General features: G+C 67.5%; 3 protein-coding genes. All 3 read left to right on the top strand.

From position 1 onward, the window contains the following. The first annotated feature begins 24 nt into the window (after positions 1-24). The gene (locus AC5P1C_RS43275) at positions 25-4,395 is read left to right on the top strand and encodes a hypothetical protein (RefSeq protein ID WP_493871513.1); all 4,371 of its coding nucleotides are present in this window, start codon (positions 25-27) and stop codon (positions 4,393-4,395) included. After that, entirely contained in the window at positions 4,392-5,438 is a 1,047-nt protein-coding gene (locus AC5P1C_RS43270) for a hypothetical protein (protein WP_493871512.1), read from the top strand. The genes AC5P1C_RS43275 and AC5P1C_RS43270 overlap by 4 nt, the downstream gene beginning before the upstream one ends. Before the next feature lie 1,338 nt (positions 5,439-6,776). Further along, positions 6,777-6,907: DUF2637 domain-containing protein (locus AC5P1C_RS43265; protein WP_493871514.1), on the top strand; the 131-nt coding region annotated here is incomplete at its 3' end.

Here is a 6,907-nt window from a genome sequence, read left to right as displayed (position 1 = left end):
TAAGACATGGGAACAGCCTGGCGCTTGGAACGTACCTACCTGTCGGGAGCGGGCTTTCCCGAGTCACGGCTCGAAGGGCTCGACCTGACTTGGTCCGACCCCTTCGAGCGCACACAACACTCTGCCTTGTGGGCCGAGAACGGCACGGGCAAGACGACGATCACCGCGCTGCGGTTCGCGCTGTATCTGCCGCATGCGTGGGACTTCATCCGTGGTGACTCGGACCGGTCGCTGGCCAAGCTGGTGCGCTCCGGCGACGTGTGCCACATCGTCGAGCAGGCCACGCGACTTGTGGGTGACGAACCGCAGCGCATCGTGATGGGGATGGTCGCCCACTGGACCGACGACGGTGTCCAGGACCTGGATCATCCGCGCAAACTCCAGCGCGAGTACTACGGCTGGGTCACCCATGGCCCCGGCCCGACCATCTCCAACCTGCCGTTCCGTAACCGCCAAGGCCGGCGCACCACCCACACCCAGTTCGTGACCGCCCTGCGCGCGCTGCTGCCCGAGGGAGGCGTGCTGCCGCCGCACCGCCCATCCGAGTATCACGAAGCCTGGTCGAAGTGGCTGGCGGCAGCGGACATCGACCTCGCCCAGTCACGGTTCCAGGCCAAGATGAACGAATCAGAGGGCGGCGTCGACCAGAAGATGCGGTTTGCCGACTCGGACGCCTTCGTGCAGTGGCTGCTCGGAGCGACCACACCGACCACGACGGTCGAACGGATCGCGGACAGCATCGACGTGCTCCGGGTCCACGCAGCTGAGCGACCGAGGTGGCTGAACGAGCACAAGCTGTGGGAGCGGATCGGTGAGCAGCTGGCCAGCCTGGCGAATGTGCACGACCAAGTACTGGAGAACCAGCAGGCGTTGGCGGCAGCGAAGACAAGGGGAGCGGCAGTGGTCGCAGACGCCGAGGCCGCCCTCGCCGCCCTGACCCGGAACAAGTCGAGGACCGAGGCGGAGTGTGCCGAGCACCGGCGCAACGTGAAATCAGCGATCTCCGACGCGCGGCGGGCCGGCGCGCATCAGATGCGGATGGGGGTGCGCGGGGCCGAGCTCCGCTCGGAGGCCACCGCAGCCATCGCCACGAGAAGGTGCGCCGAGCGCGACAAGGCTGCGAGTTCTCTTGCCGCGTGGGAACTGGTCGCCACCGTACGCAAGACGCGCGCCGCGAAGGCGCATCTCACCGGACTGAACGAGCAGCTGGCGGCCGCGCAGAAGGACACCGCCGAGCTGCAGGCGGATGAGCGGCGACACCGCCACGACCTGGCACGCGTGCTTACCGACCTCCGCGACCAAGTCACAGGTGAACTCAACAAGGCCAAGAGGCAGCACAAGCGAGCCGTTGGCGAGGCGGAGGCGGCCACCGCATTCCTGCACGAGGCGCTCGCGCAGCGAGCCAAGGCGTCGGAACAGGTGCGTCAAGCCGAAGAACACGAGCGGACCTGTCGGCAGGTCATTGCAGCCGCTACGGGCAGCGGTCTGCTGCCCGAGGACGCCAGTCCCGCAGCACTAGACGCGAGCTGGGCCGAGCGGATGACGGCAGCTCGTGACGAACGGAGGACCGCGGATGAGGCGCTACGGGCGACTGACGAGCGCGTTACGCAGGAGCAGGAGCGCGCGGCACGGGCGAACCGGCGGACCATCGCCCTGCGCGCTGCCGCCGATGCCGCCCGCCAGCTCCTCGTGCAGCTCGAGGATCGCGTACGCCGCTTGACGGCTGACGAGCGACTTCGCGACGCGGTGGGAGACACCACCATCGAGTTGTGGGCGGCACGGCCCGCACTCACTGAGTCCCTGCGGCAGCGTGCCGAGTCAGCCGACCACGACGCTGGACGAGCCCGTACCGAACTCGTGGCCGCCAGGCGAACCCTCGACTCGGTCGGTGCCGACGGACTCCTCCCCTCCGCGGCTCTCGCCGAGGAGCTGGCACGCCTGTGCGTCGACGACGACGTACCGGCCTGGACTGGATGGCGCTGGATGGCGTCCACCCTGTCGCCGCAGGCCGCCGCCGCGTTCGCGAAAGCCAGGCCCGAGATCGCCTCGGGAGTCGTCCTTGCACGCTCCGAGCACCTTGAGAAGGCGCTGGAGACGGTGAGCACTCGCCCACTGGACACAGCCGTCTGGATCGGTGCTATCTCCGATCCGGAAGCCGCAGCCACCCGGGACGCCGCAGCAGAAGACGTCGGGACCCACGGTCGAGTGCTGCTCCCGCACCCCGGCACGTACGACCGGGACGTGGCCGACGAGATGGTCACGAGCGCCACCCATGCCATGGAGAAGGCCGAACAACAGCGCTGTACGGCAACCCACCGGGCCGCCGAAGCCCGTGACATGCTCGCCGAGCTCAACCAGCTGTGGAAGGAGATGCCGACCGACCCACGTCCTGGACTCACGAACCGGATCCGCACGGGTGCCGAGCAGCTGGCCGCGGCCGAAGCAGACGAGAGGGCCGCACAGGGGACGCTCCGGGAGCTCGCCCAGGACAAAGAACGGCGGCAACGGCAACGTGATGCCGCGCAGTCCGCGGCCGAGGAAGCCGCGGAACAGCGCAGGCTCCTCGCCCCCGTCATCGACGCCGCCGCAGCTCTGGCCAACACGCGCGAACTCCTGCCCGCACTCCATGACGCCGTAGCCGCGGCGAACGACCATGTTGACGCGCCGAACCTCCAGATCCCCCACCTCAAACAGGCCACCGACGTAGCATGGGATCTCGTCCAGGAGATGAAACGGCGCCGGGACGATGTCTCCGAAGTCTTGCGCGCGGCACACCTGTCATCGACGGTGGATGGACCTGTCCCCACCGAGGATCCGGAAACCATCCGGGCACGCCTGACCGCAACGGTGACTGCCCTCCAACAGACCGTCATCGATCAGGGCTTGCTGCAAGAGATCGAAACGACCCGAACCCAAGTCGCCGATCTCGACGCCGCCCTGGACGACGCGGCCGAGTACCGCCAGCAGGCGGAGACCTACGCCGACACGGAAGCAGCACGCCACCCCGTAGCCCTAGTGGGATCGGTACGTCGGGCCAAGGCCAAGGAGGCCCACACACGCGAGGCATACGCACAGGCTCAGCACGACGCACAGGCCGCCCGCGAGGTCCACCGCCGACTGCTGGACGAGTGCCCCGCGGGCGCGGCCCCGGACCTGAAAGGCTTCCCATCCGCCGCCGGGGTCACCACTTCCGCGGACGCCTATCGCCTCGCAGAGCAGCTCGGCGATCGCGTCACGCAGGCCCAGGAGACCCAGCGAATCGAAGAAGCACACCTGTACACCGCCCAGGCCGCAGCACTGGAAGCAGCTCAGTCAATCCAACTGGTCGATACCACCGTGAACGGCTTGCGATACCTGGCCGACAACACTCTGACCGGCCACCCCGCAGACGACGTGACATCTCTCGTGGGCGACATCAACCAAGCCGTCAACCGACTGCACTTCACACACGAGGCTCTTACCGACAGCGAGCGAAGCGAACTCCAGGGCACCACTACCTTGCACGCCCTCGCCAACGCTCCAAGAGCACACGCCGTCGCGCACGCCCAGGACCCGCACGTGGTCGACCTCATCACCCGCCTGCGTTCCGACGCACAACTGGCCGCCGACGCACGGCATATCGCCGGGCAGCTCGAACAGCGGGCCGCCTCCCTGCGCGACGATCTCGACCGGCATGACCAGAACGTCAACGACTGCGCGCGCATTCTCCACATCCAGGTGGCGAAGGCACTTACACGACTGCGCTCCTATCAGAACCAGTCCCGGCTGCCCGAAGGACTCGGCGACTGGTCGAGCCGCCACTTCGTCCTCATCAGCCACGACAAACCGCCGGACAACGAGCAGGTGGTGATCGACCGCATTGCACGCGTCATACACGCCTTGCTCGCCCCCGACTCCGCCTCCTCCTCGGATCCCGAGTCCCTGCTGTTCGCCGCAACCCGAGCACTATTCGACAAGCCGTTCCAGGTACGGATCCTCAAGCCCCACACCGACCTGCGTCTCGACCGCGTCAACGTCGCGGACCTGAAGAACTTCTCCGCCGGCCAGCGCGTCACAGCGGGAGTCCTGCTGTACGCGGCCATGACCAAGGTCCGCTCCATGAACGAGACGTCCGCCATCGGCTGGCTCTGGCTGGACAACCCGTTCGGTCAGGCGTCCGCGGACCAGTTCGTCCGCACCATGCGGCGGGCGGCCGACGAGATGGACCTGCAACTACTCTTCACGGCAGCCCCCATGGACAAGGGAGCCCTGTCGATGTTCGACCGCACCATCGCACTCAACCGCCGCTCCCGCCCCGCGACCGGGGAGAAGATCGTGGTCACCGACGGCGGCGATCGCGAGATCGTCGACCTCACGGTGATCCAGCGAGACGTCATGAAGGTCCTGGGAACATGACCTTGGCCGAGATCGACCTCGACAAAATCGTCGCCATTCTCGACCCAGACCAGCGTGGCGGCCGTCGCGGCATCGACGACATCGCCGCTGCCATCCACTCCCTCGTCAGACACGTCGACCCCGCCGACATACCAGACCTCATCCTCGAAACGATCAAGCGCGGAGAGCAGGAGGGCCGCTGGAAGGCCACGCGGACCGTCACCGTCCAGCGGGGACGAGTCACGCTCCCCAATGCCATCACGCTCACGGCACCCGCTCGCGCCGTGGACACCCTCCTGGTGATCACCGAGCCACTGCGCCCGGAACTTGCGCGCTGGGCACAGAACTTGCGAATGAACGCCTACCAGCGACACCTCGTGGTGGCCGCCAGCGAGTGGAGACGACGTACGAACGGAGGGCTCGTCCCCCTTGCCACTACCAGGGAAAGGGCCTACGAAATCCTCGGCGACGAGAAGGCATTCGACGGCTGGCCGCCACGCGGTGGAGACAAAATCTGGCGGCCCGACCGGCTGAACTTCGACCTGCTGTGCTGCGAGCGCATCCCCACGGCTCTCGTCTGGGAACCCGTGAAGGAAATCCCCGAGGCGCCGTCGGCCGTGGTCTGCGTGGAGAACCACAGCACCCACCGCACCCTGCTCAAGGTGCTGCGTGACCCCAGGACCGTGGCGCCCTGGGCAGCCGTCGCATGGGTGCAGGGCCACAACACCACCCCTCTCGCGTCCATCCCCGCCCTCCCGTTCCCCGTCACGCGCTTCGACTACATGGGAGACCTGGACGCCACCGGCCTGAAAATCGCGGCGACGGCATGCGCGATCGTCAACGACGCGGGTATCCAAGCCGGGCCGGCGCAAGGGCTGTGGACGCTGCTGCTGGCCCAACCCTCCTGCGCAGGAAGACGAGTCGGTGCCCAGGAAGCCCGCGCAGTAGCCGCGTGGCTCCCGGAGGACCTTCGAGAGCCGGCCCGTCGGCTGCTCGCCACAGGACGCAGAATCCCGCAGGAAGCCCTGCGTACCGAACTCCTCCTCGACGTCCCCCTGCTCTGAACGTCGGGGAACTTCAGGAAATGATCGGCAAGGCGTCGGAGCGATCAGACCCGGATCGGGGTGGTCGCAGGCCGAGCACGCACCACCGTGCGCAGTGCCGCCACTCGATCGGCCACTCTCTCCACGGCGGGCGTCGCCTCGGCGACAGGGGCAGCCGCTCCCGTGCAGACGGTGCAGATACCAGTCTGCTGGCCGCGGGGCGGGGGATCGCGGCATTCGGCGCACTCCGCCAGCGGGGCCGCAAGGGCGGAGGCATCACGCCGGGTACGCGGCGCGGGCAGCTTGCGCACCAGGCGGTCCGAAATGGACGTGGAGGATGGCGAGCTGCCTGCGGACGATGGGGCCCTGGACGCCTTCGGTGCAGTAGCACGGGGCGCCTTCGTACCTCGTCGGCGTCAGCGACGCTCCGCCACCCCGGAAAGCCCGCCCTCACCGAGCGGACCAGAGCCCACAGGCCACCCTGTCCACCAAACTCTCCCTGCTGAAACTCAGCCCCGAACTCCAGGCAGACCTGGTGACGGGCACACGCAAGGTTGAGCACGTGCGGAATCTCGGCAAACTGACTGCGGAGGAGCAGCGCAAGAAGGCCGATGAGCGCGCTTTGGACTCGGAGGCGAGCCCCCGGCCCTCCCAGGATCCCGAGGCTCAGGAAAATCACGCCGTGATAATCGCGGAGGCAGCTCATGCCGACAGCGGAGAGCCTGAGGCACCGTCTGCCAACTCCAGGCAGGCCCGGGGCACGGACAGGGCAGAACCGGAGCCTGTGGCAACTCCTCTGCCTCCGACCGCACCGTCAACCAGGGTCCGGAACCCTGGTCCAGGCGTCAGTGAGCCCGAGCCCGCGCGCGAAAGGCTCCCCGACATCGTCACCGTGGGGGCCGTGCCCTGGCGGGACGTAGGAGCAGTGCGGGCGACTGTGCGGCACTGGATGACGCCCGAGGACTACCAATCGCTGAAGAAGCTCATGCTCGCTGAGAACGATTGAACTCTGAATGCCAAGCGGCGGCCTCGCTCTCCTGGGTGGATGCGGGAGTGGGGCCGTTGTCGTGGCCAGTCGATCACGCACTCCCCATTTGGAAGTAGGGCCACAGCTCCAGTTCCAAGGTCCGTCGCAAGGCACGGCCAACGGCGGATACCGGACGGCTGCTCACCTCGAATCCACCCGTCCCAGGCAGGGGGAGGCACAGCGAGGTCAACCTTGGCTGTACAGGCGCCGAGTTCGACCCGGCACGGTGCGCCTGTGAAATCGTGAGGACTGCTCACTTGTGTGGTTTGAGTAGGGGAGTGACACCAGAAGTGAATGTGGGGAATGGCCGGACATCCGTGCTGCTGACACGCATGCACCGGATCCTGATCGGTGTGGTCGTAGCCGGTGCGGTCGTCATCGCCGCGATCGGTTTCGCGGGGTCCTACGCGGCCGTGCGTGACCTTGCCGAGAAGAAGGGTTTCGGCAGCTTCTCGGTGGTCTT

This window comes from Streptomyces sp. A18, assembly GCF_059026065.1.
The sequence above is the reverse complement of the archived record's forward strand: the minus strand, read 5'-3'. Positions and strand labels throughout refer to the sequence as shown.